At 56.5% G+C, this 26564-nt stretch carries 30 protein-coding genes, 1 tRNA gene and 1 pseudogene; 23 read left to right on the top strand and 9 right to left on the bottom strand.

Features of this window, described 5'->3' with window-relative positions; genetic code table 11:
* Window positions 1-30: 30 nt before the first annotated feature.
* The 8 genes from hisA to tatC all read left to right on the top strand — a co-directional run bounded on the left by hisA (window position 31) and on the right by tatC (window position 4248).
* Window positions 31-774 carry a 1-(5-phosphoribosyl)-5-[(5-phosphoribosylamino)methylideneamino]imidazole-4-carboxamide isomerase gene (hisA, locus tag CR159_RS09535; protein WP_102073778.1) on the top strand — a complete coding sequence of 248 codons (744 nt, stop codon included), beginning with the start codon at window positions 31-33 and terminating at the stop codon, window positions 772-774.
* Window positions 771-1583 carry an imidazole glycerol phosphate synthase subunit HisF gene (gene hisF, locus CR159_RS09530; protein ID WP_102073777.1) on the top strand — a complete coding sequence of 271 codons (813 nt, stop codon included), beginning with the start codon at window positions 771-773 and terminating at the stop codon, window positions 1581-1583. The genes hisA and hisF overlap by 4 nt, the downstream gene beginning before the upstream one ends.
* On the top strand, window positions 1580-1984 hold the full coding sequence (gene hisI / locus CR159_RS09525; protein ID WP_102073776.1) for a phosphoribosyl-AMP cyclohydrolase: 405 nt from the start codon (window positions 1580-1582) through the stop codon (window positions 1982-1984). The genes hisF and hisI overlap by 4 nt, the downstream gene beginning before the upstream one ends.
* On the top strand, window positions 1981-2319 hold the full coding sequence (locus CR159_RS09520; protein WP_102073775.1) for a phosphoribosyl-ATP diphosphatase: 339 nt from the start codon (window positions 1981-1983) through the stop codon (window positions 2317-2319). Before hisI ends, CR159_RS09520 begins: the two co-directional genes overlap by 4 nt.
* An 80-nt stretch (window positions 2320-2399) precedes the next feature.
* The gene (locus CR159_RS09515; protein WP_102073774.1) at window positions 2400-2768 is read left to right on the top strand and encodes a histidine triad nucleotide-binding protein; all 369 of its coding nucleotides are present in this window, start codon (window positions 2400-2402) and stop codon (window positions 2766-2768) included.
* A 14-nt stretch (window positions 2769-2782) separates the two neighbouring features.
* Window positions 2783-3013 (top strand): Sec-independent protein translocase subunit TatA, encoded by a 231-nt coding sequence (gene tatA, locus CR159_RS09510; protein WP_102073773.1) that lies wholly within the window; start codon window positions 2783-2785, stop codon window positions 3011-3013.
* 3 nt (window positions 3014-3016) lie between these two features.
* A complete protein-coding gene (gene tatB, locus CR159_RS09505; RefSeq protein WP_102073772.1) occupies window positions 3017-3463 on the top strand; it encodes a Sec-independent protein translocase protein TatB in 447 nt (148 codons plus the stop codon).
* Entirely contained in the window at window positions 3460-4248 is a 789-nt protein-coding gene (gene tatC, locus CR159_RS09500) for a twin-arginine translocase subunit TatC (RefSeq protein ID WP_102073771.1), read from the top strand. Before tatB ends, tatC begins: the two co-directional genes overlap by 4 nt.
* A gap of 23 nt (window positions 4249-4271) precedes the next feature.
* Here the strand turns inward: tatC and CR159_RS09495 are convergent, their stop codons facing one another.
* Window positions 4272-5420: a S1C family serine protease gene (locus tag CR159_RS09495; protein WP_102073770.1), complete on the bottom strand. Its 1149-nt coding sequence runs from the start codon at window positions 5418-5420 to the stop codon at window positions 4272-4274.
* Between the two features lie 25 nt (window positions 5421-5445).
* On the opposite strand from CR159_RS09495, the gene CR159_RS09490 reads away from it, so the two are divergent.
* Window positions 5446-6222 (top strand): Nif3-like dinuclear metal center hexameric protein, encoded by a 777-nt coding sequence (locus CR159_RS09490; RefSeq protein ID WP_102073769.1) that lies wholly within the window; start codon window positions 5446-5448, stop codon window positions 6220-6222.
* A 28-nt stretch (window positions 6223-6250) separates the two neighbouring features.
* On the opposite strand, the gene mscL is transcribed toward CR159_RS09490, so the two are convergent.
* Window positions 6251-6709, bottom strand: coding sequence for a large conductance mechanosensitive channel protein MscL (gene mscL / locus CR159_RS09485; RefSeq protein WP_102073768.1), 459 nt, complete (start codon window positions 6707-6709; stop codon window positions 6251-6253).
* A 124-nt stretch (window positions 6710-6833) separates the two neighbouring features.
* On the opposite strand from mscL, the gene petA reads away from it, so the two are divergent.
* The 5 genes from petA (at window position 6834) to CR159_RS09460 (ending at window position 11048) form a co-directional block, all read left to right on the top strand.
* Window positions 6834-7484, top strand: a complete 651-nt coding sequence (petA, locus tag CR159_RS09480) for a ubiquinol-cytochrome c reductase iron-sulfur subunit (protein WP_102073767.1) — start codon at window positions 6834-6836, stop codon at window positions 7482-7484.
* Between the two features lie 79 nt (window positions 7485-7563).
* Window positions 7564-8952: a cytochrome b gene (locus CR159_RS09475; protein ID WP_102073766.1), complete on the top strand. Its 1389-nt coding sequence runs from the start codon at window positions 7564-7566 to the stop codon at window positions 8950-8952.
* Window positions 8953-8972: 20 nt separating this feature from the next.
* Window positions 8973-9827, top strand: coding sequence for a cytochrome c1 (locus CR159_RS09470; RefSeq protein ID WP_199173278.1), 855 nt, complete (start codon window positions 8973-8975; stop codon window positions 9825-9827).
* 142 nt (window positions 9828-9969) lie between these two features.
* Window positions 9970-10578 carry a glutathione S-transferase N-terminal domain-containing protein gene (locus CR159_RS09465; protein WP_102073764.1) on the top strand — a complete coding sequence of 203 codons (609 nt, stop codon included), beginning with the start codon at window positions 9970-9972 and terminating at the stop codon, window positions 10576-10578.
* Window positions 10579-10583: 5 nt separating this feature from the next.
* Complete coding sequence (locus CR159_RS09460; protein ID WP_102073763.1) at window positions 10584-11048, top strand: ClpXP protease specificity-enhancing factor; 465 nt, start codon at window positions 10584-10586, stop codon at window positions 11046-11048.
* 86 nt (window positions 11049-11134) lie between these two features.
* On the opposite strand, the gene hpaI is transcribed toward CR159_RS09460, so the two are convergent.
* A complete protein-coding gene (gene hpaI, locus CR159_RS09455) occupies window positions 11135-11896 on the bottom strand; it encodes a 4-hydroxy-2-oxoheptanedioate aldolase (protein WP_102073762.1) in 762 nt (253 codons plus the stop codon).
* A gap of 77 nt (window positions 11897-11973) precedes the next feature.
* On the opposite strand from hpaI, the gene CR159_RS09450 reads away from it, so the two are divergent.
* From CR159_RS09450 to CR159_RS09430, 5 genes are all read left to right on the top strand, one after another.
* A tRNA-Thr gene (locus CR159_RS09450) sits at window positions 11974-12049 on the top strand.
* 253 nt (window positions 12050-12302) lie between these two features.
* The gene (locus CR159_RS09445; RefSeq protein WP_143705455.1) at window positions 12303-13088 is read left to right on the top strand and encodes an HpcH/HpaI aldolase family protein; all 786 of its coding nucleotides are present in this window, start codon (window positions 12303-12305) and stop codon (window positions 13086-13088) included.
* 3 nt (window positions 13089-13091) lie between these two features.
* Window positions 13092-14114, top strand: a complete 1023-nt coding sequence (locus CR159_RS09440; RefSeq protein WP_102073760.1) for a DctP family TRAP transporter solute-binding subunit — start codon at window positions 13092-13094, stop codon at window positions 14112-14114.
* A 39-nt stretch (window positions 14115-14153) separates the two neighbouring features.
* The gene (locus CR159_RS09435) at window positions 14154-14639 is read left to right on the top strand and encodes a TRAP transporter small permease (protein WP_102073759.1); all 486 of its coding nucleotides are present in this window, start codon (window positions 14154-14156) and stop codon (window positions 14637-14639) included.
* A complete protein-coding gene (locus CR159_RS09430; RefSeq protein ID WP_102073758.1) occupies window positions 14636-15910 on the top strand; it encodes a TRAP transporter large permease in 1275 nt (424 codons plus the stop codon). The genes CR159_RS09435 and CR159_RS09430 overlap by 4 nt, the downstream gene beginning before the upstream one ends.
* A gap of 156 nt (window positions 15911-16066) precedes the next feature.
* Here the strand turns inward: CR159_RS09430 and CR159_RS09425 are convergent, their stop codons facing one another.
* Window positions 16067-16960: a LysR family transcriptional regulator gene (locus CR159_RS09425; protein WP_102073757.1), complete on the bottom strand. Its 894-nt coding sequence runs from the start codon at window positions 16958-16960 to the stop codon at window positions 16067-16069.
* A gap of 161 nt (window positions 16961-17121) precedes the next feature.
* On the opposite strand from CR159_RS09425, the gene CR159_RS09420 reads away from it, so the two are divergent.
* Entirely contained in the window at window positions 17122-18300 is a 1179-nt protein-coding gene (locus CR159_RS09420; RefSeq protein WP_102073756.1) for a CaiB/BaiF CoA transferase family protein, read from the top strand.
* A 238-nt stretch (window positions 18301-18538) separates the two neighbouring features.
* Window positions 18539-19486, top strand: a complete 948-nt coding sequence (locus CR159_RS09415; RefSeq protein WP_102073755.1) for a serine hydrolase domain-containing protein — start codon at window positions 18539-18541, stop codon at window positions 19484-19486.
* Between the two features lie 162 nt (window positions 19487-19648).
* Here the strand turns inward: CR159_RS09415 and CR159_RS21820 are convergent.
* A pseudogene (locus CR159_RS21820) lies at window positions 19649-19801 on the bottom strand (IS110 family transposase); the annotation flags it as partial.
* A 98-nt stretch (window positions 19802-19899) separates the two neighbouring features.
* Between CR159_RS21820 and CR159_RS09410 the strand changes: the two are divergent.
* Both CR159_RS09410 and CR159_RS09405 read left to right on the top strand, forming a co-directional pair.
* Window positions 19900-20433, top strand: coding sequence for an Xre family toxin-antitoxin system antitoxin (locus tag CR159_RS09410; protein ID WP_233208241.1), 534 nt, complete (start codon window positions 19900-19902; stop codon window positions 20431-20433).
* Window positions 20430-20924, top strand: coding sequence for an RES family NAD+ phosphorylase (locus tag CR159_RS09405; protein ID WP_102073754.1), 495 nt, complete (start codon window positions 20430-20432; stop codon window positions 20922-20924). Before CR159_RS09410 ends, CR159_RS09405 begins: the two co-directional genes overlap by 4 nt.
* A 245-nt stretch (window positions 20925-21169) precedes the next feature.
* Here the strand turns inward: CR159_RS09405 and lpdA are convergent, their stop codons facing one another.
* The 4 genes from lpdA to CR159_RS09385 are packed head-to-tail and all read right to left on the bottom strand — an operon-like array spanning window position 21170 to window position 26551.
* Window positions 21170-22561 carry a dihydrolipoyl dehydrogenase gene (lpdA, locus tag CR159_RS09400; RefSeq protein WP_102073753.1) on the bottom strand — a complete coding sequence of 464 codons (1392 nt, stop codon included), beginning with the start codon at window positions 22559-22561 and terminating at the stop codon, window positions 21170-21172.
* A 7-nt stretch (window positions 22562-22568) separates the two neighbouring features.
* Window positions 22569-23852 carry a pyruvate dehydrogenase complex dihydrolipoamide acetyltransferase gene (locus tag CR159_RS09395; RefSeq protein ID WP_102073752.1) on the bottom strand — a complete coding sequence of 428 codons (1284 nt, stop codon included), beginning with the start codon at window positions 23850-23852 and terminating at the stop codon, window positions 22569-22571.
* 1 nt (window position 23853) lies between these two features.
* Entirely contained in the window at window positions 23854-24339 is a 486-nt protein-coding gene (locus CR159_RS09390; protein ID WP_102073751.1) for a VOC family protein, read from the bottom strand.
* Window positions 24340-24349: 10 nt separating this feature from the next.
* Window positions 24350-26551, bottom strand: coding sequence for an alpha-ketoacid dehydrogenase subunit alpha/beta (locus CR159_RS09385; protein ID WP_102073750.1), 2202 nt, complete (start codon window positions 26549-26551; stop codon window positions 24350-24352).
* Window positions 26552-26564: the final 13 nt, after the last annotated feature.

Here is a 26564-nt window from a genome sequence, read left to right as displayed (position 1 = left end):
CACAATCTTTGTTTTTATCGGCTACCCACCATGCTACTCATCCCCGCCATCGACCTGCAAGACGGGCGTTGTGTTCGCCTTCGCCAAGGTGACCTGGACGACGCAACAATTTTCTCCGAAGACCCTTCCGCCATCGCCACCCAGTGGATAGACCAGGGCGCCCGTCGCCTGCATTTGGTTGACCTGAACGGCGCCGTGGCCGGCAAGCCCAAGAACCAATCCGCCATCAAATCCATCATCGCTGCCGTCGGTGGCGATATACCGGTACAGATAGGGGGCGGCATTCGCGACCTGGACACCATCGAACGCTACCTCGACGCCGGCATCACCTACGTCATCATTGGGACGGCTGCCGTGAAAGACCCCGGATTCCTGCACGACGCGTGCAGTGCTTTCCCTGGCAATATTATCGTCGGCCTGGATGCCCGCGACGGCAAGGTCGCGACCGATGGCTGGAGCAAGCTGACCCGCCACGACGTGCTCGACCTTGCCCGCAAGTTCGAAGACTACGGCTGCGAAGCCATTATCTACACCGATATCGGCCGCGACGGCATGCTGTCCGGCGTCAATATCGAAGCCACCGTCAAGCTGGCCCAGCACGTACGCATTCCCATCATTGCATCGGGCGGTGTCACCGACCTGCGCGACATCGAAGCGCTCTGTGCCGTTGAAGAGGAAGGCGTGCAAGGCGCCATCCTGGGCCGCAGCCTTTATGAAGGCACACTCGACTTCGCCGCGGCGCAGGAAATGGCCGACGAGCTCGGTACAGCATGACCCAGGCTACTCCTGTTGCAGCGATCGATACGGAACTGACCCGCCGTATCATTCCTTGCCTGGACGTCACGGCAGGCCGGGTCGTCAAGGGTATCAACTTCGTCGACCTGGTCGATGCCGGCGATCCGGTGGAAATTGCGCAGCGCTACAACGAGCAGGGCGCCGACGAACTCACCTTCCTGGACATCACTGCCACCAGCGATGCGCGCGACCTGATCCTGCCCATTATCGAATCGGTCGCCCGCCAGGTCTTCATTCCGCTGACCGTGGGTGGCGGCGTGCGGCAGGTTTCCGACATCCAGCGCCTGCTCAATGCCGGCGCCGACAAGGTCTCCATCAACAGCGCCGCCATCGCCAACCCGGAACTCATACGGGCCGCCGCCGATTATCACGGGTCGCAATGCATCGTGGTTGCCATCGATGCGCGCCGTGTATCGGGCGCCGACGAGCCGCCCAAGTGGGAGATCTTCACACATGGCGGGCGCAAGGCCACCGGCATCGATGCACTGGAATGGGCGCGCAAGATGGCCGACTATGGCGCCGGTGAACTGCTGCTGACCAGCATGGACCGCGATGGCACGAAGTCGGGCTTCGACCTGGAACTTACCCGTGCCGTATCGGATGCAGTGCCTGTACCCGTCATCGCCTCGGGCGGGGTGGGCAACCTGCAGCATCTGGCCGAAGGCGTCTCCACGGGGCGGGCTAGTGCCGTCCTGGCCGCCAGCATCTTCCACTATGGCGAGTACACCGTGCAGCAGGCCAAGGAATACATGGCTGCGCAAGGCATCAAGGTACGGTTGACGCAATGACAGAAAAATCCTCGTGGCTGGCCGCCGTCACCTTTGACGACCAGGGCCTGATTCCCGCCATTGCCCAGGACGCCGACACCGGCACCATCTTGATGGTGGCCTGGATGAACGCCGAATCGCTGGCAGAAACGTTCGCGACGGGCCGCGCCGTATATTGGTCGCGCTCTCGCCAGCGCCTGTGGCGCAAAGGCGAAGAATCCGGCCACGTGCAACAAGTGCGCGAGCTGCGACTTGATTGCGACGGCGACGTTCTCTTGCTAAAGGTCAAGCAAGAGGGCGGCATTGCCTGCCATACTGGACGGGAAAGCTGCTTTTTCCGACGCCTTGACGGCGATACCGATAATGCCGTCTGGACCATCACCGATCCGGTCCTGAAAGACCCTGACCTCATCTACCAATGACCCAATCCGACACCGCAACCATCCTGGCCCGCCTGGCCGATACGCTGGAATCGCGCCTGCCCCAAAATGGGGGCGACCCTTCCAGCTCCTATACCGCCAAGCTGCTGGCGCGCGGCCCCGACTCCTTCCTGAAGAAAATCGGCGAAGAAGCCACTGAGCTCGTCATGGCGGCCAAGGACAACACGCCCGAACGCATCGTCAGCGAGACCGCCGACCTGTGGTTCCACTGCCTTGTAGCGCTGGCCCACTATGGCCTCAGACCCGAACAAGTCCTGGCTGAATTGGCGCGGCGCGAAGGCATATCCGGCCTGGTCGAAAAAGCAGGCCGCCCCTAGGCCGGAGCCCTGCACCGGAAGCCCCTATTCGGGGCAACCCTGCGCCGAGCCCACCTACATTTATTATTGAGAGAACGTTCATGAGCGAGAACTGTCTATTCTGCAAGATAGCAAAGGGCACTATTCCGTCGAAAAAGGTCTACGAAGACGAGGATTTCTTCGCTTTTCACGACATAAATCCCGCGGCTCCCGTACACTTGCTACTTATACCCAAACGCCATATTGTGTCTATGCATGATGTTCAGGCAGACGATGCGCCATGGCTGGGCAAGATGATGGCCCTGGCGCCAAGGCTGGCCGCCGAAAACGGCTGCAGGCCAGGCGCCGAGGGAGGCTTCAGGGTGGTGGTGAACACAGGATCCGACGGCGGGCAGGAAATTGCCCACCTGCATTTTCATATCATAGGGGGCGAGCGCCCCTGGCATAAACGTGCGGCCCCCGCCGCATAACCGGAGATCGTATTATGGGTAGTTTCAGCATTTGGCACTGGCTTATTGTCCTCGTTATTGTTGCCCTTATTTTCGGCACAAAAAAACTGCGCAATATGGGTGAAGACCTTGGCGGTGCCGTCAAAGGGTTCAAGAAAGGCGTTGCCGACGTCAAAGACGACAAGACGCCAGACGCCGTTACACAACAGCGCATGAAAAACGACGAGACCATCGACGTACACGCCAAAGAAAAAACTGACGTATAAGCCATGTTTGATGTCAGCTTCAGTGAATTGCTGCTTATCGGCGTCATCGCGCTTATTGTCATCGGACCCGAGCGTCTGCCTAAGGTGGCCCGTACACTCGGCCACCTGGTAGGCCGCGCACAACGTTATGTGTCCGATGTCAAAACCGATATCCAGCGCGAAATCAACCTTGACGAATTAACCAGCCTTAAAGGCCAAATGGACGATGCCGCGAAGTCGGTCAAGCAGTCCATGGAGGACGCCAGCGAAAGCCTGCGCAAGCCGCTGGACGAAGCACAGCAAGCCCTGAAAGACGCCTCGGCATCGGTCGATGCCCTGGTCAAGGACACCAAGGCCGACATCGACACACCGGACGCCGTCCCCGCCGATACGGCCACCCTGCCTTTGCCCGGCATCGGTCAGGCAGAACCAACTCCAGTCAATACGCCTGCCCCGGAGACGCGCACGTGACCCAAGACGCCTCCACGCAAGACACCTTTATTTCACACCTGGTCGAACTGCGTACCCGCTTGTTGCGGGCCGTCGTCGCGGTCGTCCTGGTGTTTATCGTGCTGTTCATCTATCCCGGGCCGTCCGCCATTTACGACGTGCTGGCGCAACCCATGCTGTCGTCATTGCCGGAAGGCACCCGCATGATCGCCACGGGTGTGATTACGCCTTTCATGGTGCCCGTCAAGGTCACCATGATGGCAGCGTTCGTGCTGGCCTTGCCTGTCGTGCTGTACCAGGCCTGGGCCTTTGTGGCGCCGGGCCTTTACAAGCACGAACAACAGCTTGCCCTGCCCCTTATCGCCTCCAGCACGCTGCTCTTCATACTGGGCATGGCGTTTTGTTATTTCGTGGTGTTCCGCACGGTATTCCACTTCATTGCAGGCTTCGCGCCCCAGTCCATTACGCCCGCGCCAGACATCGAAGCCTACGTCAGCTTCGTCATGACAATGTTCCTGGCTTTCGGCGTCACGTTCGAGGTGCCCATTGCCGTCGTCTTGCTGGTAAAAAGCGGCATGGTCACCGTGCAGAAGCTCAGGGCGGCGCGTGGCTATGTGGTCGTCGGCGCGTTCGTCATTGCGGCGGTCGTGACCCCTCCCGACGTACTCAGCCAGTTCATGCTGGCCGTGCCCTTGTGCCTGCTGTACGAACTTGGAATCCTGGTGGCCAGTGCCCTCAAGAAACGGGAAGCATCTCCCGACGAAACAAGCAGCGACGACGAAATCGCCACCCGCAACGAACCATAAGCCGTATTCGCGTAATCCGCAGCTCAGGGCTTGCGGATCGGCGGGCGTGAACCGACTTCCACGGTCGTTTCACGCTTCTTGCCATCGCGCATGAACTGCAGCGTGATCTTTTCGCGTGGCGCCAAAGGCGCGATCTGGTTCAGGAAGCCGATGGAATCGTAGACTTCCTGATCATTTATTTTCCGGACGATATCGCCCACCCTCAGGCCGGCACGCCAGGCCGGACCATTCCTGAGGACGCCGGCGATGATCACACCCGATTCGCTATCCAGGTCGAACGCCTGGGCCAGGTCCGGCGTAATGTCCTGGGGTTCCACACCCAGCCAGCCGCGCGTCACGGTGCCCGTCTCAATGATCTGATCCATGATGATATGTGCAGCCTGGGCGGGGATCGCGAACCCGATGCCCAGCGACCCACCCGTTTCCGAATAAATGGCCGTATTGATGCCAACCAGGCGCCCGGTAGTATCGATAAGCGCTCCGCCCGAATTGCCTGGATTGATGGCGGCATCGGTCTGGATGAAGTTTTCGTAAATATTGATGCCCAGCCGGTTGCGCCCCAACGCCGACACGATGCCCATGGTGGTCGTCTGTCCCACGCCGAAGGGATTGCCGATGGCCAGCACGACATCGCCGATCCGCACCTGGTGTTCACCGTTGAAGGCGATGGCCGACAGATTCGGCAGGTCTATCTTCAGGACCGCCAGGTCGCTTTCCGGATCGGCGCCCACCAATTCGGCCGACGCATGCCGCCCATCGCTCAGGCCGATGTGAATGGTGTCGGCGGCTTCGATGACGTGATAGTTGGTCAAGATGTGGCCGTCGCTGCGCACGACCACGCCGGATCCCAGGGCAGTGGCCTCTTTGCGCCGGATAAAGCCCGGCATGTCGCGAAAGTAGCGCCTCAGTTCCGGGTCGGCGGGTAGCGGCACCGTTGGTACATTGATATGCTTGCTGGTGTAGACATTGACCACAGCCGGCGTGGCGACGGCCACGGCGCTGGCATACGAGACCTCAGGGCCGCGCGGCGCGTCGGCCACCACGGCTGGCGATGCCTTCGTGGGCACCGGCGGCGACGAGTGCAGCCAATCGGGGCGCAAGGTTGCCACGATGAATAGAATACCCAGGCATACCGTTACGGTTTGGGCAAAAAGCAACCACAATCGACGCATAAGGCTAAAAGGAAAAAGACGAGCAATGAAACAGGTTTCCACGCAACAGCTGGCCAACTGGCTTGATACCACTTTACAGGTGCAACGCTTCAAGGACTACTGCCCAAACGGGCTGCAAGTAGAAGGAAAAGCCTCGATCGGTCACATTATCACCGGAGTGACCGCCTCGCAGGCATTGTTGGAAGCCGCCGTGGCCCGCAACGCCGATGCCGTCCTGGTGCATCACGGCTGGTTCTGGAAGAACGAAAACCCAAGCATACGAGGACCGAAGCGCAAGCGGCTGGCGCTGGCGCTGCGCCACGATCTCAATGTATTCGCCTACCATTTGCCGCTCGATGCGCACGTTTCCCTGGGCAATAACGCCCAGCTTGCGCGTGTACTGGGACTAACGCCGGACCGGGACCATGAAGGCGCGCCGCTGACCTGCGGACCTGACGGACTGGTATGGCTGGGCCGCTGCGATCCGCCAAAGACACTGGAAGAATTGGGTAACGGTATTTGCAATAGCTTACAACGACGTCCACTGCTTGTGGGTAATACGCAACAACGCATCGAACGCATTGCGTGGTGCACCGGCGGCGCACAAAGCATGTTTGAAGCCGCCGTGACAGCCGGCGTGGACGCCTACCTGACCGGCGAAGCGTCCGAACCCAGCTTTCACTTGGCTCAGGAAACCGGCACCGCTTTCATCGGGGCCGGTCACCATGCCACTGAACGCTATGGCGTCCAGGCGTTGGGTGCCGCCATTGCCCAGGAGTTCGGCATCAAGGTGGAATTCATCGACGTCGATAACCCCATATAGGTGCTGGCTGGCGGCTCTCGCCCTGCGTTTACCGCTTCAAGGAATCGCGAATTTCACGCAGCAACAGGACGTCTTCGGGTGTCGCAGCCGGTGCGGCAGGGGTGGCCGCTTCCTCGCGGATAACGCGCTTGCGTGCCGAATTGATGGCCTTGACCAGGCAAAACACGACAAACGCCAGCAGTACGAAATTGATAAGAATGGTAAGAAAGTTGCCCCACGACAGTATCACCGCGCCGGCCTCGGTCAGTGCCTCGTAGGTTCGGGGACCGGAGTAGCCTTCGGGGGCACGCAGCACCCAGAACTGATTTGCGAAATCCACCTGGCCGCCAAGTATGAAAGAAACCACCGGCATGATGACATCCTTGACCAGGGAATCGATGATTTTGCTGAATGCCGCGCCGATTATGACACCGACCGCCAGATCGATCATGTTGCCCTTGACCGCGAACTCTTGAAATTCTTGCAAGAAACTGCGTGCTTTACTCATGTCTTCTTCCTTGGAAAATTTCACCCCGGAGCGGGCTAACGCTATAATACGCGGCTAATGCGATAGTACACAGCTAAAAACAGTGAATGGTATGCCCTGGAAGGGCATGAATAAGGATACTAGAATGAGTCAGATTACGACACAGCTCGATGATTCCCCAGCGGTTGATCCCAACCTTCCGCCCGATCCATCGCGCCGTTTCTGGGTAGCTTCGGCCTGTGCCGTCGGCGGTGTGGCAGGCGTTGCTACGGCAGTGCCTTTTGTCAGCTCCTTCGCGCCGTCGGAGAAAGCCCGCGCTGCCGGAGCGCCCGTCGAGGTCGTTGTCTCCGACATCGCGCCCGGCGAAATGCGTACGGTCGAATGGCGAGGCAAGCCTGTCTGGATCATGCACCGCACCGAAGCCCAGCTCAAAGGCCTGGTCAACGAAAAGCACGAAGCTGAACTGGCCGATCCCGATTCCGATCGCCCCGGCTACACGCCGGAGTACGCAAAAAACGATTACCGCTCACGCAAACCTGAACTTTTCGTTTGCGTCGGCATTTGCACCCACCTTGGGTGTTCGCCATCGCCGGTGTTTGCCACCGGCGCACAGCCAGGCTTGCCTTCCGACTGGGCAGGCGGGTATTTTTGCCCTTGCCACGGCTCCTACTTCGATCTCGCCGGACGCGTCTACGCCAACAAACCCGCGCCCGACAATCTCGAAGTCCCGCCGTACACGTTCTCGGCCGACGGTAGCACCATCACCATTGGTGTCGACGAAAACAACAAGGGCTGATGCCCGGGATCGGGGCGCACACGCGCCCCGGACACTGAACCCGTTACACGCTTCGTAAGATAGAAAAGGAGCCGTTTTCATGGCTGGCGATAAAACCGTCGAAACGACAGGACTCTTGGGCTGGATAGATAGGCGCTTCCCGCTTAGCTCCCTGTTCAAAGAGCATATGTCCGAATACTATGCACCCAAGAACTTCAACTTCTGGTATTTCTTTGGGTCCCTGGCGCTGCTGGTGCTGGTCCTGCAAATCGTGACCGGTATCTTCCTGGTCATGAATTACAAACCCGACGCAAAGCTTGCATTCGAATCGGTCGAATACATCATGCGTGAAGTGCCGTGGGGCTGGCTGATCCGCTATATGCACTCCACGGGTGCCTCCATGTTCTTCGTGGTGGTGTACCTGCACATGCTGCGCGGCCTGTTTTACGGTTCGTACCGCAAGCCTCGCGAACTGGTCTGGATCTTCGGCGTAGCCATCTTCCTCTGTCTCATGGGCGAAGCCTTCTTCGGCTATCTGTTGCCTTGGGGCCAGATGTCGTACTGGGGCGCACAGGTTATTGTGAACCTGTTCTCGGCCATTCCGTTCATCGGTCCCGAGCTGTCCGTATGGATCCGCGGCGACTACGTCGTCTCCGATGCCACGCTGAACCGATTCTTCGCCTTCCATGTCATTGCGATCCCGCTGGTGATTATCGGCCTGGTCGTGGCCCACATCATTGCCTTGCATGAAGTAGGCTCGAACAACCCCGACGGCGTCGAAATCAAACAGGGTCCCAAAGACCGCAATGGCCATCCCGTCGACGGCATTCCGTTCCATCCCTACTACTCGGTGCACGACATCATGGGCGTGGCCGGTTTCCTCATCATCTTTGCGGCCATCGTCTTCTTCGCACCGGAAATGGGTGGGTACTTCCTTGAGTACAACAACTTCATTCCCGCCGATTCACTGAAGACGCCGCCGCACATTGCACCGGTCTGGTACTTCACACCGTTCTACTCCATGCTGCGCGCCACCACGGCCGACTTTACCTGGGTACTGACTGCCTCCGCCCTGCTTGGCGCCGTGGCAACGCTGGTGACCAGCAAGCAAAAAGGCATCTGGCGCCTGGCCATTCCGGTCCTGCTGCTGGTAACAGCCATCCTGCTTCGCCTCATCGATGCCAAGTTCTGGGGCGTGGTCGCCATGGGCGGCGCGGTCGTGATCCTGTTTTTCCTGCCATGGCTCGACCATTCACCGGTCAAGTCGATCCGCTACCGCCCTACCTGGCACAAGTACTTCTATGGCATTTTCATCGTTAACTTCCTGGTGTTGGGCTATTTGGGCACGCAAGCACCCAATCCGACCTTCAACTTGATGAGCCAAATCGGAACCGTAATCTACCTGGGCTTCTTCTTCCTGATGCCCTTCTGGAGCCGAATCGGAACATTCAAGCCCGTGCCGGACCGCATTACTTTCCGCGCTCACTAAGGCCACCAACACGTTACGGAATGATCATGATCAAAAAGCTTATAGGGACCATTGCTTTATCACTGACCTGCGCGGTATCGTTTGCCGCCGGCGGTGGATACAAGCTGGATCAGGCACCTGACCGCATCAACGACATGGCTGCGCTGCAAAACGGCGCCAAGCTGTTCGTCAATTACTGCATGGGCTGCCATAGCGCCAACTCCATGCGCTATAACAAGCTCACCGACATCGGCCTGACTGAAGAGCAGATCAAGAAAAACCTGCTGTTCACCACCGACAAGATAGGCGATCTCATGCATATCGCCATGACGCCCGAAGACGCCAAGAAGTGGTTTGGCGTTGCGCCGCCCGACCTGTCCGTCATTGCCCGCGCAAAGTCGGCGACCATGGGTCCATCAGGCGTCGACTACGTGTATACGTTCCTGCGCACGTTCTACCGCGACACGTCCAAGGTATCCGGCTGGAACAACTTGGTATTTCCAAGTGTCGGCATGCCCAACGTACTTTGGCAACTGGAAGGACCGCGTTCTCTTGAACACGTTGTCGTCCATGAAGCTGACCGCGAAGATGGCACCAAAGCATGGGAACGCACCACGGCCAACTACGACGCCCAGGGCTTCTCCGTCATCAAGAAAGAAGAGCTGAAGGACTACAATGGTTCGCCGGTGGACAAGGCTATACTGACGCCAGCCAATGCCAGTGCCTCTGCGGCATTCGACAATAACGTCGCCGATCTCAGCAACTTCCTCGGATGGATGGCCGAACCCATGCAAATGGAACGCCGGAAGCTGGGTGCCTGGGTACTGTTGTTCCTGGCTCTGTTCATGGTCGTTGCATGGCGCCTGAACGCGGCCTTCTGGAAAGACGTCAAATAAGCAGTCCGCAGCGGCAGAGTCCTGCCGCAGCCAGGCTGCCGGTCAAGAAATAGGCGTAACGGAGACCGATACGCCTATTTCCCTTTTTTGAGTCTCACCTCGGTGGGCTCTTGTTCTTATTTCTACGATTGGAATCCGCGACATGATGGTGCTCTATTCTGGAACGACTTGCCCGTTCTCCCAACGCTGCCGCTTTGTGCTATTCGAAAAAGGCATGGATTTTGAAATCCGCGACATCGACCTGTACAACAAGCCCGAAGACATTGCGGTCATGAACCCCTACGGCCAAGTCCCCATCCTGGTCGAACGCGATCTCATCCTGTACGAATCGAACATCATCAACGAGTACATCGACGAGCGTTTCCCGCATCCCCAGCTCATGCCGGCCGATCCCGTCATGCGCGCGCGCACCCGCCTGTTCCTGTACAACTTCGAAAAAGAGTTGTTCGTGCATGTGTCGGTACTCGAAAACCGCAGCTCCACCGACACCAAGGCACAAGATTTCGCGCGCCAGAACATCCGCGACAGGCTTGCGCAATTGGCGCCCATGCTGTTAAAAAACAAATACATGCTGGGTGAAGAATTCTCGATGCTGGATGTGGCGGTCGCCCCCCTGCTGTGGCGCCTCGATCACTACGGTATCGAACTGCCCAAGAACGCCGCACCTATCCAGAAATATGCCGAACGCATTTTTTCGCGCCCGGCCTACATTGAAGCGTTGACGCCGTCCGAGAAGGTCATGCGTCGCTAACAGCCATGCAAGAATCCTCAACCAAGCCCTACCTGATACGCGCGCTGCACGAGTGGTGTACCGATAACGGCTACACCCCTCATATTGTCGTCACGGTCGACGCCAATACCATAGTGCCGCTGACGCATATCCACGATGGCCAGATCACGCTCAATATTGGTAGCCTGGCCACCAACCGCCTGACACTCGGCAACGACTATATCGAATTCCAGACCCGTTTTGGCGGGATCACGGAACAAATATTCGTGCCGGTGGCAGCGGTGTCGGCCATCTACGCCCGTGAAACCGGCGCAGGCATGGGCTTCGAGGTCGCCGAGTCAACGCCTTATCCCGGAACCGATACGGACGACGGCCAGCGCCAGGGGCTCAAGGCCGCCAGCGAAACGGCCACCGCATCCGCATCGGGCGACAAAGACGGCGTCGATGACACCGACCCGCCCAAGCCACCCAGGCTGACCATCGTCAAGTAAACAAATAACGGATCAGCTCATCGCTGATCCGTTATTTTTTCAGTGCCGTGCAGCCACCGCCTGCGGGCGGCAGCTATCGCCATGGCCTATCGGAAACGGGCTGCCAGTTTTTCTGTCTCACGCGCAAGTATGGCCAAGTCCATGCCCACCGCCGTGAACAGGCTGCCCAGCTCCATGTAGCGGCGCGCCTGGACTTCATCGAACGTCAGTATGCCGGGAGCCTTGCCGCAGGCCCGTATGCGGCGTATGGCGTCTTCGATGGCGCTTTGGACCTCGGGGTGCTTGGCGTTGCCAAGGTGCCCTAGGCTGGCCGACAAATCGGCGGGACCGATGAATACGCCGTCGACGCCATCCACTGATGCAATTTTCTCGAGGTTATCCAGGCCTTCCTGCGTTTCGACCTGTACCAGCAGACACAACTCTTGTTCGCATGTATGCGCATAGTCGGCCTGCCGTCCAAAAGCGCTGGCCCGCATTGTCCCGCCCACCCCGCGCATGCCGCGCGGCGGATAACGCATGCCAGCAACGGCCTGTGCCGCCTCCTCTTCATTCTGGACGTAGGGAATCAGCAAGGTCTGCGCCCCGATATCCAGATAGCGCTTTTGCTGTACCGGGTCATTCCAGCTGGGCCGCACGACAGGCGACACCGGAAACGGCGCCGCCGCCTGCAGCTGACCCAATACAGATCCAACGTCGTTAGGAGAATGTTCCGTGTCGAACACAAGCCAATCAAACCCTGAGCGCGCGACCACCTCCGCACTATAGGCATTGGCGAGAGAGACCCACAAGCCCAGTTGGTGCTGGCCGGCGGCAAGAGCGCGTTTGAAATGATTGACAGGTATTTGCATGGACAACGCCTTAGTAGAAATCAAGAAATTGGAGAAAGAAAAACAATAACCGAAAAATGGAGTAGAATGACGCCTTCGCCGGTTTAGCTCAGTTGGTAGAGCAGCGCACTTGTAATGCGAAGGTCGAGGGTTCAACTCCTTTAACCGGCACCAGTATAGTCAACAGAAGGCCAATTCTCCGGGATTGGCCTTCTGTGTTTTCGGCGGCCATGCTTAACAGTCCACTGCAGACGAAAACACACCTCAGGAACAATCGAAGGCCCCCTTAGAAAAAAAGCGATTGTGGCCGGACCTTGTTTGTCTCACACTTGCCGCTTCGCCACGGTCCCCGAGATAAAGGTCACTACGCCTTTTTCCGAGAAGAGCCCGCGGAGCATGGCTTATTTTGGCCAAATTCGAGGAAGACATGTCTAGACAGACCCTTAAAGAAAAGCTTGATGCCGGGAAGTTCATGTTGGGCACTTGGTCCCAAAGTGCGAGTCCGGAAGTCCTTGAGATCATCGGCTACGCAGGCTTTGACTATACGATCATAGACACGGAGCATGGCTATTTCGGTCTCGAAACGGCAGAGAACCTTGTGCGCACCGCTGAAGCGGCAGACATTTCTCCGTTGGTCCGTGTCGCACTGAACGAACAGCATCTGATCCTGAAGGCGCTAGACATCGGAGCGCAAGGCGTTGTGGTTCCGCAGGTGACCAATGCGCAGGAAGCGGCAAAGGCCGTCGCCGCAGCTCGGTATTATCCAGATGGCACCCGCGGTGCTTGTCCATGTATCCGGGCCGGCAAGCATTACGTCCCCGATTGGGCTACACACGCTACCAAAGCCAATAAAGATGTGGTTATTGTGCTGCTGGTCGAAGGTCAGGACGGCGTAGCCAACATCGAAAGCATCGTCGATACTCCGGGAGTGAACGGGATCATGGTGGGGCCTTTCGACCTATCGGTGTCTCTCGGTGTCGGTGGTCAGCTCGATCACCCGCTGGTGACGGATTTCATGCGCAACGCCATAGCACTTTGTAAACAGCGAAACGTACACATGTTTGTCCCGAATTTCGATCTCGACTTGGGCCGGGCCCGAGCCGCAATCGAAGGCTGGACCGCCTTGGGCGCAACCAATTTCACAGTGGGCACGGATAAGTTGTTTTTCGCGCATCACATGCAAAATATCAATCGGAACATTCGAGGAGCCTAGTCCGTGAACAAATATTTATCTAAATTTCTGCCCGTTATCATGATGGTATTCGCGGTCGGCTGTTCCGATGGCGGCAAGCCTGCCGATAGTGCCGGTAAAACCAAAGACACAGCAGCTGCCCCCACAAAGACCGTAAAGCTTACCGTAGCGCATGTATTGTCGGATACTCATCCTGAACATTTGGGCCTCGTTGGATTGGCCAACGATCTTAAAACGCAAACCAATGGGTCGGTCACGCTAAATGTCATTTCCGGTGGCGCGCTGGGCAGCGAAAATGACGAGATCAATCAAGTCAAGACCGGCGCCCTCGATATGGCGCTTATTCAAGGCATCTCGTTGTTCCAGGGCCTGGACAGCCGACTGTCGGTGGAGGAAGTTCCGTTCTTGTTCGACACACGCGAAGCGGCCTACAAGGCTGTGGACGGAGCTTTCGGCAATAAGGTTTCGGAGATTCTTGCCGGTAAAGGCATACACACTATTGCATACTGGGAAAACGGCTTCCGCCACTTTACCAACAGCAAGCGAGCCATCGTAAAACCAGAAGACATGCAAGGCATCAAATTCCGCAGCGCTGCCTCGGAAATTCGTTTGCAGATGTTCAATGAGCTGGGTGCCAGCGCCATTCCCATGGCCTTTACAGAATTGTTTACCGCTTTGCAACAAGGCACTGTCGACGGCCAGGAAAATCCCTTGTCGATCATTTGGAGTTCGAAGTTCTACGAAGTCCAGAAGTATCTTTCCTTGTCAGGTCATATCTGGAATACATCGGTCTTGATTATCAATCCTGGTGTGTGGGACAAGCTCAACCCTGAACAGCAGAAAGCGCTGAAAGACCTTTCGTTCAAGCACCGTGACACAGTGCGTAAACAGATCGCCGACGAGGACGCCGAGATTATTGAAGAGCTCAAAAGCAAAGGCATGCAGGTCAACGACGTTGACAAGACGGCATTCCAGACTGCCGTCAAAAACGTGAGACAGCTTTACGTGGCCAAGAACGGCGACGAGCTTCTGAAGCTTATCGACTGAACAAAGCACTAATCGGGAACACGATGCTAGAAGGTAAACATGGTCTTAGCGCTTAATAGATTTTTATCCCGACTCGTCGAGCTTCTTGTGTTCGCGGTATTCCTTATCATGGTGCTTGTGGTATTCGGCCAAGTGGTGCTGCGCTACATTTTTGGTGTTTCCCTGCCCTGGGGCTCAGAGCTTTCGCAATACGGAATGGTATGGCTCTGTTTCCTCGGCGCGGCCTTGGCCGTCAAAGAGCGGGACCACATGCGAGTTGATTATTTCATCAACCTGCTGCCCCGGTCCCTTCTGCCCTTTATCCATGTATTGTTAAACATAATTCTTTTTGCGTTTGTCGCCTATCTATCGTATAGCAGCGTTCCTATCACGCGCGCGTTCATGCAAGACATCACGCCGGGGTTGGGTATTCCGTACGGCCTGGTCAGCCTTGCCATGCCGGTGGGCGGTGTTCTTATGCTGCTGTATCTGATCACTGACTCCGTTCAGTGGCTGTCTGGCGAGACCGAAGAGGCATCACAATGAACGCAATATTCTTCGCCATACTTGCCATTACGATCATTATCGGGCTGCCCATTGGGTTTGCCATTGCCATCACCGCTTTTGTCTTTTTGATACTCAACGATTTTCCGACCTTAGGCATTGTGGCCCAACGCATGGTGGGTGGAATAGACTCTTTTCCATTATTGGCCCTGCCATTTTTCATCCTGGCAGGCGACTTGATGGCCTTCGGCACGACGCCGCGCCTCATGGCCGTCGCCAATACGTTCTTCGGGCATATTCGCGGCGGGATGGCTGTGTCGGGCGTTGCAGCGTGCGCGTTTTTCGGTGCCATCTCAGGCTCTGGCGTAGCCACTACGGCGGCGATCGGTTCATTGATGGAGCCCGAAATGGTCAAAAAGGGATACAACAAGGGATTTACCGCGTCAATATTCGCGGGGGCGGGGGCGTTAGGCATAGTCATTCCGCCAAGCCTCGCGATGGTCGTGTACGGTGTTGCCGCCAATGCATCCATCGGTGACCTGTTTCTAGCTGGCATTATTCCCGGCCTGTTTGCCACCATTGCCCTTATGGTCTATTCCGTCTGGGCCTCGCGCAAATATAACTATCCCAAAAATGACTACAGGAGCAACTGGAACGAGAAGGGCCATGCCGTAAAATTAGGCATCCTGCCGCTGTTCATGCCTGTCATAATCCTGGGCGGCGTCATATCGGGCATTTTCACGCCTACTGAGTCGGGCGTAGTAGCCGTAGTCTACGCCTTTATTCTGGCCACTTTTGTCTATAAAGAACTGCCGCTGAGGCAGTTGCCGGCGGTCATGGTGCGCTCGGCAAAGAACAGCGCCGTCATTCTGTTCATTATCGCCGCCGCTACTCCTTTCGGCTGGGTGATGGCAACACAGCAAATACCCCAGGAGGTGGCTACGTGGATGTTGTCGTTGACCTCGAATTTTATTCTGCTGGCCTTCATGCTTCTGGTGCTGCTGCTGGTGCTGGGCACGTTCATGGAAACCATCGCTATCATCGTGATTGCCACGCCCATCCTGATGCCGGTAGTGCGCCAAATCGGCATAGACCCGATTCACTTCGGCGTGGTGATGATGCTGGCGCTGGCAATTGGCGGCGCCACACCGCCGCTGGCGGTCAACCTGTTCGTCTCGACCAAGATCATTAACATCCGCATGGAGGATACTTTCCCCCATATCCTGCATGTCGTTGGCGTCCTGATCATTGCCTCTGTCATTATTCTGCTGTTTCCATCAATGTCGCTGTGGATTCCTTCGCTCGGGCGATAGCGCACCTGTGTATCACTATGGCTTAAGGAGATTCCGGTGATTTCCACGGCCATAGCCCATGGCAATATGAGCGAGGGGCGCCTCTTCGGCTAAAAAAGATTTCCGCACCAGCCTGACTTAAACCAGGCATCGGAGCCGAGGATAACGACGACCACTTTAGTATGTTGGCAGCGCACAAATGCAATCTATAAGATCACGCATATATTGAGCCACGGTGCCCGTACTTCGAACCACGATACTACGCTCTCGCACTGCCCATGGGTCATCCAACTCTACAAGGTCGATCCGCATGGCTCGCTTATGTCGTTGCGCTGCAGATTTTGGCAGAATGCCGATACCAATATCCGACTCGATCATTCGACACATGGCTTCAAAGCTGCGTACCTGTATGCGCAAGTTCAGCCGTTGACCACTTTCCGACACGATACGGTCAAGAAAATGCTGCAAGGTGCTACCTTCGTGCAAGCCGATATGTGCATACTGTAGCGTGTCCGAAAAAAGAACGGTTTCGTGGTTTGATAGAGGATGGTCCGCCGCTATGGCAAGTATCAACTGATCGGTCGAGAAGTTAATAATGTCCAGTCCTTGTGCCTGAACCGGTCCTGCAACGATGCCGATATCAGCTGCGCCATCTTGTATACCGCGGACAATTTCATTGTTGAGCCGCTCCTCCAAAGAGACGTTAACGTTCGGGTGGCTGCGCAAGAATGTGCCCAGTGCGGCAGGCATGAACTCAGTCACGGCTGTCGTATTTGCAAAGATGCGTACATGACCTTTGATTTCGTCACTGTACTGCTGCATATCACTCTTGAGCATGGTGAACTGCTGCATCATGTCGAGCGCATGTCGCAGTAAAGTTTCGCCTGCGGGGGTCAACTTGACGCCCTTCGCTTCCCGATACAGCAAACGCATTCCAAACCGTGCTTCCAGTCCCTTGATCCGACTGCTGGCAGCTGCAAGTGACAAATGCATACGTTCAGCGCTGCGTGTCAGGCTTTTTAGTTCTGCCACGTAAATGAATAAACGTAGATCATTCATATCAAATAGCATTAACGCAATACCCCTGTGGTGGAGAGAGCAACTTTCCCATCGCGGCATATTGCCGATCGGTCATATAAAAGTAAAGGGGCCCTCAAAAAATTAGCGATTGTGGAGCATGTGTTCGCTACCTAAACTGCACACACTATTAATTACTGTGTGGAAACATTCCGATGCGGCCTCTAGATGGCATCACTATAGTTACCTTGGAGCATGCAATCGCCGCTCCTTTCTGCACACGCCAACTAGCCGAGCTTGGCGCTCGTGTAATCAAAGTCGAACGTCCCGGTACCGGCGACTTTGCACGTTCGTACGATGAAAGAGTGCGTGGGCTTGCGTCGCATTTTGTCTGGGTCAATCGATCGAAAGAGAGCATGACCCTTGACTTGAAGCACCCTGACGCTAAGGATATTCTTGCGGGACTCATGGCCGAAGCCGATGTCTTCGTTCAAAACCTGGCCCCGGGTGCGGCAAGCAGGTTGGGATTGTCTTATGAAGTCCTGAACCAGAAACATCCTCGCTTGATTGTATGTGATATTTCTGGCTACGGAGCGGATGGCCCCTACCGTGACAAGAAGGCGTACGACCTCTTAATACAGAGCGAATCAGGCTTTCTTTCCGTGACAGGTACTCCTGAACAGCCAGCGAAGGCGGGGTGCTCAATTGTCGATATTGCCGCTGGAATGTACGCCTATACCAGCATCCTGGCAGCGCTTATACAACGTGGAAAGACTGGCGAGGGAAGCCATATCGATGTATCCATGCTGGAAAGTATGGTCGAATGGATGGGTTTTCCGATGTACTACGCCTTTGACGGCGCTGCTCCTCCGGAACGCTGCGGTGCTTCACATGCCGCTATCGCGCCCTACGGGCCCTTTGCTGCGGGAGATGGCACGACCGTCATGCTAGGCATACAGAACGGGCGTGAGTGGGCCCTGTTCTGCGATCGTGTGCTGCTTCAGCCAGAGTTACGTGACGATGTGCGATTTGCGTCCGTATCTGCACGCAGCCGCAACAGGCAGGAATTGGAGACCTTGATCGTTAAGGCACTGCAAGACTTGACGGGCGACCAGGTTATTGAACGGTTAGATAGTGCAAACATTGCCAACGCACGGGTCAATGACATGCACCAAGTGTGGCAGCATGGCCAATTGCGTGCACGTAACCGCTGGACAGATATTGACACTCCAGTCGGGAAAATCCCCGCCTTGCTGCCGCCCGGAACATCAAACGCCTATACGCCTCGCATGGACGCCGTTCCTGCGTTGGGCCAACAGACTGACGCGATACTACGTTCGTTGGGATATGGTGATGACGCTATCACCGAATTACATACAGACGGTGTAGTTTAGGTGTTATGCACCATCGCTTTGTATGCGCGGCCATTGTCCGATCAGCACGAACTTTCCGTCGAATGCGCAAGCCTTAGGTCATACAACTCATAGCAGTAATGGTGCCTCGCTCTCAAGTCGGATGTGCCGATGCATAGTGTGTTTAAGCTGTTATTTTTTATACGCTACTGAACGGACATTTTCTGTATTGCAGGTTCCAGTGGGATAAATATTCTTAATATCGACAACGGAAGCAAGTATGTCACTGCAATTTGAAAAGTTTATGAGGGATATGGACGCTGGTAGTTTCCATATTATCTATGCCCAGATTAGCAAAGACGGGCAGGTTATAGATGATTGGGCGAGGTTTCCAGCCAAACCAAGATTTGAATCCTATTCGACATCGAAGACTTTTACCGCTGTTGGAGTCGGTATTGCGATTGATGAAGGCTTGATTTCGTTAGATGAACGCATCAGCGATAGTTTCCGTGAAGAAAGCTTCGACGTGGTCAACCCCAATGCATTGAACATTACAGTGAAAGACATGCTGACCATGACTTCTGGTTTGAGCGAACCGATGTTCTTTCGTGACAGCTACGAAAGGGCACATGTTCGAGACTGGATCCGACATTTTTATAAGACCGGCAAATTCGACAATGCTCCGGGAACAAAGTTTTTGTATAACAATGTTAATCCTTATTTACTGGGCTGCCTAATCGAAAAGAAGGCTGGTAAAAACTTACTTGAATATTTACGATATCGTCTGTTTGAACCATTGGAAATACACAATCCTGACTGGACGATATGCCCGAAAGGCCATACGGTGGCCGCCAATGGAATGGCAATAAATATCGATGAGATGAGCCGTTTCGGACAGATGCTATTGGATGGCGGTACTTTTAAAGGCAAGAGAATCATTTCCGAGTCGTTTGTGAGAAATATGACCACAAGTCATATTGCAAGCGATGACTCCATTCCTGGTTCTCCTCCGATACAGGCAGGATATGGATACCAAACTTGGATCGACGACGTTAATAAATGTGCGTACCTATGGGGTATCTTCGGTCAATATTGCATCGTTATGCCGGAGAAAAACATGGTAATTACTATTATGGCACTGCAAGATGATGATGGTGGATCAAATGGTGACTACAACACCTCACCTCTGCGCGCGAAGATCTGGGAAGATCTAGTAACACAATTCTAGTTAGTCGGATATGAATAAATCCGTTTTTCCAGACCGGCAGTACACGGATCACGTTTTGAACCGCCGCTGCCTAAGAGCAGCGTCAGCATAAGGACGCACAAAAAGCCTCAGTAGGCGGACGTTGCGGCGAGCGGGTACTCTCGATCATGGAATGAGCAACGCTCAGATCGTTCGAGCGGTTTTATTGGCTAGCGCAACGGCGGCAATATTCCTGTTGCGACGAGTTGCCACGTTGAAGACCCAGTTGCCCGGATCGGCTTTCGGCGTTGCACGATAGATGATGGATATTGATCCGTGAATCAATAAGGTCCGCAGGCGTCAATGGCCATTACTTTTGACGCACTTGGTACCTCAAGAAATCCTGCCAACCGGCAACCATATGGGCTATCATGAACCCTCAAATGGAGGCTTCCATGAGCACTACTGAAACCGAGCATGCTGGGACGACGGGGGTCACGGACAAGTCCGTGGCGAAACGTTCGCCGAAATCAGCCAAAACTCTGCACTTTCCCGTCAGCGGTGCCTCATTCGGCGCCGTTTACCGTATGGGCGTCATAGAACGAATCCATGCCATCCAGCAAGGTATCGATGCGCGGAATGTCGGGCTTTTGGCTAAATCGATGCGACGCAGCAAAGATCGAGTTGCCGAAATGTTGGGCATGTCGGTCACCACCATTGACCGCAAGGCCAAACAGGGCGACCTGTTGTCTCAAGAACAGAGCGAGCGCCTATTCGGAGCCGCCAAGCTGATTGGGCAGGTTCAAACCATGGTGGAAGAATCCGGAGACCCGCAAGGGTTCGACGCGGCACAGTGGTTCGCAGAATGGCTCGACACACCATTGAAAGCGCTCAGCGGGAAACCTCCTGCCTGCTTCATGGACACTGCTGAAGGCCGCGATTTACTTTCAAAGTTATTGGCTACAGCGCAAAGCGGCGCCTACGTATGAGCACTAAGGGTCAAGACGTTGCGGTCTGGCGCATCGCGACCGACACGCCGAGCTACACGGCCGATGACCGTTCTGGAGCTGGAGCAAGAATCACCGGCGGCCGTTGGAACCGGCCTGGCATACCGGTGCTTTACTGTTCGGGGAGTATCGCCCTGGCGTGCCTGGAAACGGTGGCACACTTGGAATTGACAGGCCTGCCGCTGAACCGATACCTTGTCCATGTTGGAATCCCCGCTGATCTATGGCAGGCGCGCACAATAGTCCAAGCCAATGAAAATATCGGATGGGACGCGGAACCGGCCGGCAAAGTCAGTCTGGATGTGGGCGGACACTGGTGTAGGATTTGCTCCAGCGTCGTTATGGAAGTACCTTCCGTGATCGTACCCGAGGAGTCAAATTTTCTTCTCAATCCGGAACACCCTGACATGAAGCGGATAGCCCTTCGTAAGGTTCGGAAGTGGCTCTTTGACGCCCGACTGGCGCGTCGCTGACAAATCATGAACGTCGGCAATTTGGCCTGTCTCGCCGTTGCACGACAAAAAACCCGGCGCAAGGCCGGGTCGTGGTCAGCTAATCAGGACCGACCTTTCAAACTCACGAGTGCGTGATCTTCGTGCCCAGCACTTTCATGAATCGAGGCCGGCCTCAACCATCTCACAGTTGTCCTTGCACTGGGCGACCCCAAGAGTCCTGCGGGGCTTTGTATTTCGGACTTGGTTGGCAGCGTACATAGCAGTCAATAGTGCAAGGCTTTGCCGTAGGCCGACAACACGGCCTCATGCATGGCCTCCGACTGTGTAGGATGCGGAAAAATCGTGTGGATCAATTCCGCTTCGGTGGTCTCAAGTCCAATCGCTACGACATATCCCTGGATCATCTCGGTAACCTCTTCACCGACCATGTGGGCACCGATCAGTTCGCCGCTGTCTTTATCAAATACCACCTTGACGAAACCGCCGGTCTCTCCCAGCGCAATGGCTTTGCCGTTGGCCGAGAACGGGAACTTGCCCACACGAACCGAACGTCCTGCATCACGCGCCTGCTGTTCGGTCAGGCCTACATGGGCAACCTGGGGATGGCTATAAGTACATGCCGGAACACGGTCCGCATCAATGGGATGCGGCTCCAGGCCTGCAATTTTCTCGATACAGATGACCGCTTCGTGCGATGCCTTGTGCGCCAGCCACGGTGCGCCGGCTACGTCGCCGATGGCATAAACGCCGGCTTCGCCGGTTGCCCCATACCCGTCTGTCACAATGTGGCTATTCGCCACCTTGACGCCGGTGCCCTCCAGACCCAGATTTTCCACATTGCCGACGATACCGGCAGCAACCAATATGACATCGACATTCAGCGTCGTGCCGCTGGACCCTTCAAGCTCGACATCCCAGCCGGCACCGCGACGCTGCGTATGGGCAATACGACTGCCCAGATGCAAGGCGATGCCCTGGGTCTGCAATGATTGTCCGACGTAGTCTGAAATGTCGGCGTCTTCCACCGGAAGCGCGCGATCAGCCATTTCGACAACATGAACCCGCACCCCCAGCGCATGATAAAAGCTGGCAAACTCGATGCCGATGGCACCCCCGCCAATGACTAGCATGCTGTTGGGCAAGCGTGATGGCGTCAAGGCCTCGCGGTAGTACCACACGCTGTCCGCATCTGCCTCCAGGCCAGGCAAGGTTCGGGCACGCGCGCCGGTCGCCAGCACAATGTGCCTGGCAGCGACTATCGCCTCGTCCTGTTCGCCCGATACCGATAAACGCCCATTGCCTGTCAATCGGGCATGGCCCTTCAGCACAGTGACGCCGTTCTTCTTCATTAAATGTGCAACACCGCGCTGCAGCTGTGCTGCCACGCTGCGGGAGCGCGCAACCATGGCCTGCAGGTCCGGTTCAGGCTTCGTTACCTCCACACCAAACTGATGTGCCTTGCGCACGAGGCGCAACACATCGGCAGACCGAAGCAGTGCCTTGGTCGGGATGCAACCCCAGTTCAGACATATGCCGCCAAGCTCGGACTTCTCGACCAGTGCGGTGCGCAGGCCAAGCTGAGCCGCCCGAATTGCCGCTACATAGCCGCCAGGACCTCCGCCAACAACGACAACGTCAAATTGTTCTATTTTCATGACACACTTAAATAAGGGCGGACAGGGGGTTCTCGATGATCTTCTTGAACACGCCCAGCCATTTCGCTGCGAGCGCGCCGTCGATGGCCCGATGGTCCACCGACAAGGTCACCGTCATCAACGAGGCCATTCCAAGTGCTCCATCGTCGACGACTGGACGCATCTCGACGCTGCCCACTGCCAGAATGGCAGCTTGCGGAGGATTGATGATGGCCGAAAACTCCTGAACGCCATACATGCCCAGGTTGCTGACCGTGAAGCTGCCGCCCTGATATTCCTTCGGTGCCAGCTTGCCATCGCGTGCCCTTTGCGCCAGATCGGCAATGTTGCAACTAATGATCGACAATGGCTTGGCATCTACCGCCTTGACGACGGGTGTCATCAATCCCGCCGGCGTCGAAACAGCCACTGCCACGTCCACCGCCTCATAGTGACGCAGCGCCGCCTCGGTCCAGCTCACGTTCATCTCCGGCATCTGGCGCAAGGCAACCCCCACCGCCTTGACGATAATGTCGTTCACAGAGATCTTGCGCGGCGCCGCCTGGTTGATCTGTGCACGCAAGGCGAGCAATGCGTCCATGCGGCAATCTGCGCGCAGGTAGAAGTGCGGGACCGTCTGTTTGCTTTCGCTTAGCCTGCGCGCGATGGTGCGCCGCATGCTGGTATGGGGGACGTCGGTATAAGACTGATCCGATGCGTCGGACGCCACCGCGGCAGTCCCCTGGGCAACTTTCGCTGTGGATGTATCGGCGGAGCGAGTGGCGATGCTGGCGGCCTGGACATCGCGCTTGATTATGCGCCCTTGCGGACCACTGCCTTTCAATGCTGCAAGATCGATCCCGGCAGTGCGCGCAAGGCGTTTCGCCAAAGGACTTGCGAATATCCGGCCGCGGGTGGCAACGGAAGCTACTGGCGCAAGCGTATCGGTATCAGTGCCGGTGTCGGCGCGAGGCTGCTCCACCGTGACATGGGGCGTAGTCACGCCAGTTTCCAACGGCTCGTGTGCATCAGTGTTTTCGGACAGCAGCGCGCTTATATCTGCCTCTTTTTCGCCTTGTGCAAGCAGAACAGCGATGGGTGTTCCCACGGCAGTGTCCTCGCCGGCCTGGACCAGAATCCTGCCCAGTACGCCGGACTGCTCCGCATTGAACTCGATGACGGCTTTTTCGGTTTCGATTTCAGCCAGGCAATCACCCTGGGCGACGGTGTCTCCTTGCTGTTTCGTCCAGGAGACGATAACTGCGGAATCTGTATTGGCGGCCACCTCGGGCATACGTATGAGTGTTGCCATGTCAGCCATTCCTCTGTGTCAAGTCGGTACGATAGCTTGAGATATCTTCGTACTGGACCAATTCAATCACATTGCCTTCTGGATCGTGGCAAAACGCCAAATAGACGCCAGGACGCACCTCGACCCGGCTTTCGCCCGTCATGAACGTTGTGCCTTCCTGGCGCAGATGCGCGATCGCCGCGTCAATATCCTCGATGATGAAAGTGATGTACACCGCATTGGGTTTGTCCAGAATGAACGCTCCAAGTTCTTGCGCGGGCGGTGGCGACGCCGGCGCAAGCAACTTGACTCGTTCACCATTCGATGTCTGCAGTCGTACAACGGTATAGCCGCCAGCAGACAAGGCCGACTCGGTCGCTTTGCTGGCTGGCACCTGATGTTCGCTGATAAAGCTCAAACCCAAAACATCCTCGTAAAAGTGGCGCAGACGTGCAAGATCGCGGCAGGCAATACCCACTTCAAGTGGCGATGTCATGTCGAGTTTCATATTTTTCTCCTTACGCTTTATCGCTGTTTGCGCCCTGCGCGCGCATCATCTCTTGAAGACCGGCAACGACTTCTTCTGTGCGGGCGCAGGCGGCCCGTTCGAGGACCTTGCAGATACTCGGCGAGGCCTCGCCGCCGGTCACCCGCTGCACGGGCTGGTCCAGCCAGTCGAAGTAGCGGCGCTGGATTTCGTCCGACAGCCACGCCCCGTAAGAAGTCCCCTGCGACCCTTGTTCCACGATCAGCACATTATTGGTCTTCTGTATGCTGGCACCGATGGTGTCCCAATCGATGCTGGCTCGATCAAGCCAGCGAAGGTCGATGACCTCAGCGTCCACGCCAGTTTGCTCGACTGCTTCCAGACTGTGCGCGACCATCGATAGATAGGCCAGCACCGTCAGGTCGTTACCGTTGCGTCGCACGGCAGCCTTGCCAAAGGGAATCTGGTAGTCCAGGTCGTCGACAGGCACCGCGCCGCTTGATCCATAAAGATCCACGTGCTCGATCACCAGAACTGGGTCGTTCAGCTGCAGGGCTGCATTCATCAGTCCTATGTAATCGAACGGCGTGGAAGGTGCGACGATGCGCCACCCGGGACTGGTTGCAAAAATGCCTGCCGGATCCATGGAGTGTTGCGAACCGTAGCCGGTTCCCATCGCGACTTTGCTGCGCAGGACCAAGGGCATATTGATGTCGCCGCCAAACATATGGCGTGCCTTGCCGATCTGGTTAAAGACCTGGTCGGCAGCCACCCACATGAAATCAGGGTACATGAACTCGATCACCGGCTTGTAGCGGCCGTCCATGGCCACTCCGCCGCCCAGGCCCGCGAAAGCGTTCTCGCTGATTGGCGTGCCCAGCACACGGTCCGGAAACCGGTCCTTCAGCCCGCGAGTTGCACCGTTCGTGCCGCCCTTCAGGCGGTGCACGTCTTCACCCAGCACAATTACGCCGTTATCCGTTTCCATTCGGCGCGCCATGACATCGGCCACCACGTCAATGAACTTGCGTTCCTCCAGTCTGCCCTGGAACGACGCCTGTTCCTCGGTGCGCGCACCGGCCAGTTCGCTAAGGTCGCCACGAACGCCGACATCGCGGAAGTCGGCTTTGGGCCAAAGCTCAGGGCAAATGCGCTTCTTGCCAGGCTTTCCATCCGGGTCGGCCTCGGTCAGTGCTGCGACAGCCTTCTTCATGGATGCCTGCATGCACTGACGAAGCTCGGTGATTTCTTCCGCGGAAATCAGTGTGCGCGCGATCATTTGATTGCCGAGCATATCCAGCGGATCGCGTTGGCGCCATGCCTGTTCTTCTTCTTTTGTGCGATACCCGAAGGCACTACCGGGAAAACCGCCATTCTGGTGGAAAAAACGGTATACGTCGGCTTCGATGATGGCAGGACCATTGCCGGCACGCATATGCTGCAGGGCTTGCTCCATGGCCATATGCACGGCCAGCGGATCCATGCCGTCGACCTTCCAGCTTGCAATATTGAAGGCCTGCCCACGTGCTGAAAGGCGTGGCTCCGCAGTCGCTTCTTCTACAGAGGTCGACACGGCATAGCGGTTGTTCTCGATGAAGAAGCACAACGGCAGCTTCCATGCCGCAGCAAGGTTCATGGTCTCGAGCACCGAACCAATATTCACCGCGCCATCGCCAAAATAGGTGACGGCAACCGCATCCGTCCCTGCATGCTTGTGCGCCCAGGCTGCCCCGGCCGCCAATGGCACACCGCCGCCAACGATAGCGTTGGTGCCCAGCACACCGGCCTCTTCCCATCGCAAGTGCATCGATCCTCCGCGACCACGGCAGAACCCTTGCGACAGCCCCATGATTTCGGCCAGGGTGCGCTGCAACAGCGTATCGATGTCAGGACCTAACTCGCGCCCGGGGTCGATGCCGTCCGGCGTAATATAGGCCAGTGCCTTGCTCAAGAACTGGTGATGGCCGCGATGCGAGCCATTGATCTGGTCCGCGGCGGTAAGCGACACGATGGAACCGGCGGCGCCCCCCTCTTGTCCGATACTGGAGTGAGCGGGCCCGTGCACAAGCCCGTCCATGGCCAACTCGACAACGGTCTCTTCAAAAGCCCGGATAAGATGGAGGTGGGAAAGCAGTGTGCCCAATAGCTTGGGATCTGCATTCTTCCAATCTTCCTTGGTGGTACGCAGCTCGACCCATCGGGAGGACCGGGAAAGTTCGATGATTTCTGGCATGGGAGTCGTCTCC

Source organism: Pollutimonas subterranea (assembly GCF_002849655.1).
In the GTDB taxonomy this organism is placed as follows: Bacteria; Pseudomonadota; Gammaproteobacteria; order Burkholderiales; family Burkholderiaceae_B; genus Pollutimonas; species Pollutimonas subterranea.
The sequence above is the reverse complement of the archived record's forward strand: the minus strand, read 5'-3'. Positions and strand labels throughout refer to the sequence as shown.

What these genes read in the sequence shown, in the direction of transcription:
- CR159_RS09430 (WP_102073758.1), top strand. Translation starts at nt 14,636, where the DNA reads ATGAACGCAATATTCTTCGCCATACTTGCCATTACGATCATTATCGGG.
- tatB (WP_102073772.1), top strand. Translation starts at nt 3,017, where the DNA reads ATGTTTGATGTCAGCTTCAGTGAATTGCTGCTTATCGGCGTCATCGCG.
- CR159_RS09435 (WP_102073759.1), top strand. Translation starts at nt 14,154, where the DNA reads ATGGTCTTAGCGCTTAATAGATTTTTATCCCGACTCGTCGAGCTTCTT.
- CR159_RS09520 (WP_102073775.1), top strand. Translation starts at nt 1,981, where the DNA reads ATGACCCAATCCGACACCGCAACCATCCTGGCCCGCCTGGCCGATACG.
- CR159_RS09405 (WP_102073754.1), top strand. Translation starts at nt 20,430, where the DNA reads ATGAGCACTAAGGGTCAAGACGTTGCGGTCTGGCGCATCGCGACCGAC.
- CR159_RS09415 (WP_102073755.1), top strand. Translation starts at nt 18,539, where the DNA reads ATGTCACTGCAATTTGAAAAGTTTATGAGGGATATGGACGCTGGTAGT.
- CR159_RS09390 (WP_102073751.1), bottom strand. Translation starts at nt 24,339, where the DNA reads ATGAAACTCGACATGACATCGCCACTTGAAGTGGGTATTGCCTGCCGC.
- hisF (WP_102073777.1), top strand. Translation starts at nt 771, where the DNA reads ATGACCCAGGCTACTCCTGTTGCAGCGATCGATACGGAACTGACCCGC.
- CR159_RS09515 (WP_102073774.1), top strand. Translation starts at nt 2,400, where the DNA reads ATGAGCGAGAACTGTCTATTCTGCAAGATAGCAAAGGGCACTATTCCG.
- tatA (WP_102073773.1), top strand. Translation starts at nt 2,783, where the DNA reads ATGGGTAGTTTCAGCATTTGGCACTGGCTTATTGTCCTCGTTATTGTT.
- hisA (WP_102073778.1), top strand. Translation starts at nt 31, where the DNA reads ATGCTACTCATCCCCGCCATCGACCTGCAAGACGGGCGTTGTGTTCGC.
- CR159_RS09410 (WP_233208241.1), top strand. Translation starts at nt 19,900, where the DNA reads ATGAGCACTACTGAAACCGAGCATGCTGGGACGACGGGGGTCACGGAC.
- CR159_RS09420 (WP_102073756.1), top strand. Translation starts at nt 17,122, where the DNA reads ATGCGGCCTCTAGATGGCATCACTATAGTTACCTTGGAGCATGCAATC.
- CR159_RS09465 (WP_102073764.1), top strand. Translation starts at nt 9,970, where the DNA reads ATGATGGTGCTCTATTCTGGAACGACTTGCCCGTTCTCCCAACGCTGC.
- CR159_RS09470 (WP_199173278.1), top strand. Translation starts at nt 8,973, where the DNA reads ATGATCATGATCAAAAAGCTTATAGGGACCATTGCTTTATCACTGACC.
- CR159_RS09385 (WP_102073750.1), bottom strand. Translation starts at nt 26,551, where the DNA reads ATGCCAGAAATCATCGAACTTTCCCGGTCCTCCCGATGGGTCGAGCTG.
- CR159_RS09495 (WP_102073770.1), bottom strand. Translation starts at nt 5,420, where the DNA reads ATGCGTCGATTGTGGTTGCTTTTTGCCCAAACCGTAACGGTATGCCTG.
- CR159_RS09425 (WP_102073757.1), bottom strand. Translation starts at nt 16,960, where the DNA reads ATGCTATTTGATATGAATGATCTACGTTTATTCATTTACGTGGCAGAA.
- mscL (WP_102073768.1), bottom strand. Translation starts at nt 6,709, where the DNA reads ATGAGTAAAGCACGCAGTTTCTTGCAAGAATTTCAAGAGTTCGCGGTC.
- CR159_RS09475 (WP_102073766.1), top strand. Translation starts at nt 7,564, where the DNA reads ATGGCTGGCGATAAAACCGTCGAAACGACAGGACTCTTGGGCTGGATA.
- CR159_RS09445 (WP_143705455.1), top strand. Translation starts at nt 12,303, where the DNA reads ATGTCTAGACAGACCCTTAAAGAAAAGCTTGATGCCGGGAAGTTCATG.
- hpaI (WP_102073762.1), bottom strand. Translation starts at nt 11,896, where the DNA reads ATGCAAATACCTGTCAATCATTTCAAACGCGCTCTTGCCGCCGGCCAG.
- CR159_RS09395 (WP_102073752.1), bottom strand. Translation starts at nt 23,852, where the DNA reads ATGGCAACACTCATACGTATGCCCGAGGTGGCCGCCAATACAGATTCC.
- petA (WP_102073767.1), top strand. Translation starts at nt 6,834, where the DNA reads ATGAGTCAGATTACGACACAGCTCGATGATTCCCCAGCGGTTGATCCC.
- lpdA (WP_102073753.1), bottom strand. Translation starts at nt 22,561, where the DNA reads ATGAAAATAGAACAATTTGACGTTGTCGTTGTTGGCGGAGGTCCTGGC.
- CR159_RS09460 (WP_102073763.1), top strand. Translation starts at nt 10,584, where the DNA reads ATGCAAGAATCCTCAACCAAGCCCTACCTGATACGCGCGCTGCACGAG.
- hisI (WP_102073776.1), top strand. Translation starts at nt 1,580, where the DNA reads ATGACAGAAAAATCCTCGTGGCTGGCCGCCGTCACCTTTGACGACCAG.
- CR159_RS09490 (WP_102073769.1), top strand. Translation starts at nt 5,446, where the DNA reads ATGAAACAGGTTTCCACGCAACAGCTGGCCAACTGGCTTGATACCACT.